Below are 304 nucleotides of genomic sequence, written 5' to 3' on the forward strand. Positions count from 1 at the left end.
CCTTCACCATGCCGCTGCTCAAGGCCTACGACCGCTCGCGCTTCGAGGTGTATTGCTACTCCTACAAGCAGGGCCAGGCCGACCTGGCGCAGCAGGCGATGGCCGGCCTGGTCGACGCGTTCCGCTGGCGGCCCGACATCAGCGACCACGACGCCGCCCAGATGATCGCCGACGATCAGCTCGACATCCTGATCGAGCTCGGCGGATCGACCTACATGAACAAGCTGGAGGTCATGGCCTACAAGCCCGCGCCGCTGCAGGCGAGCTGGCTGGGCTACGCCCACTCCGCCGGGCCCTCCACGAT

1 protein-coding gene is annotated in these 304 nt (G+C 67.1%); it reads left to right on the forward strand.

Annotated elements, in window-relative coordinates; translation table 11 throughout:
- Positions 1–304: O-linked N-acetylglucosamine transferase family protein (locus L9G74_RS20145; protein WP_238898555.1), on the forward strand; the 304-nt coding region annotated here is incomplete at both ends.

Source organism: Shewanella electrica (genome assembly GCF_022321485.1).
Classification (GTDB): Bacteria; Pseudomonadota; Gammaproteobacteria; order Enterobacterales; family Shewanellaceae; genus Shewanella; species Shewanella electrica.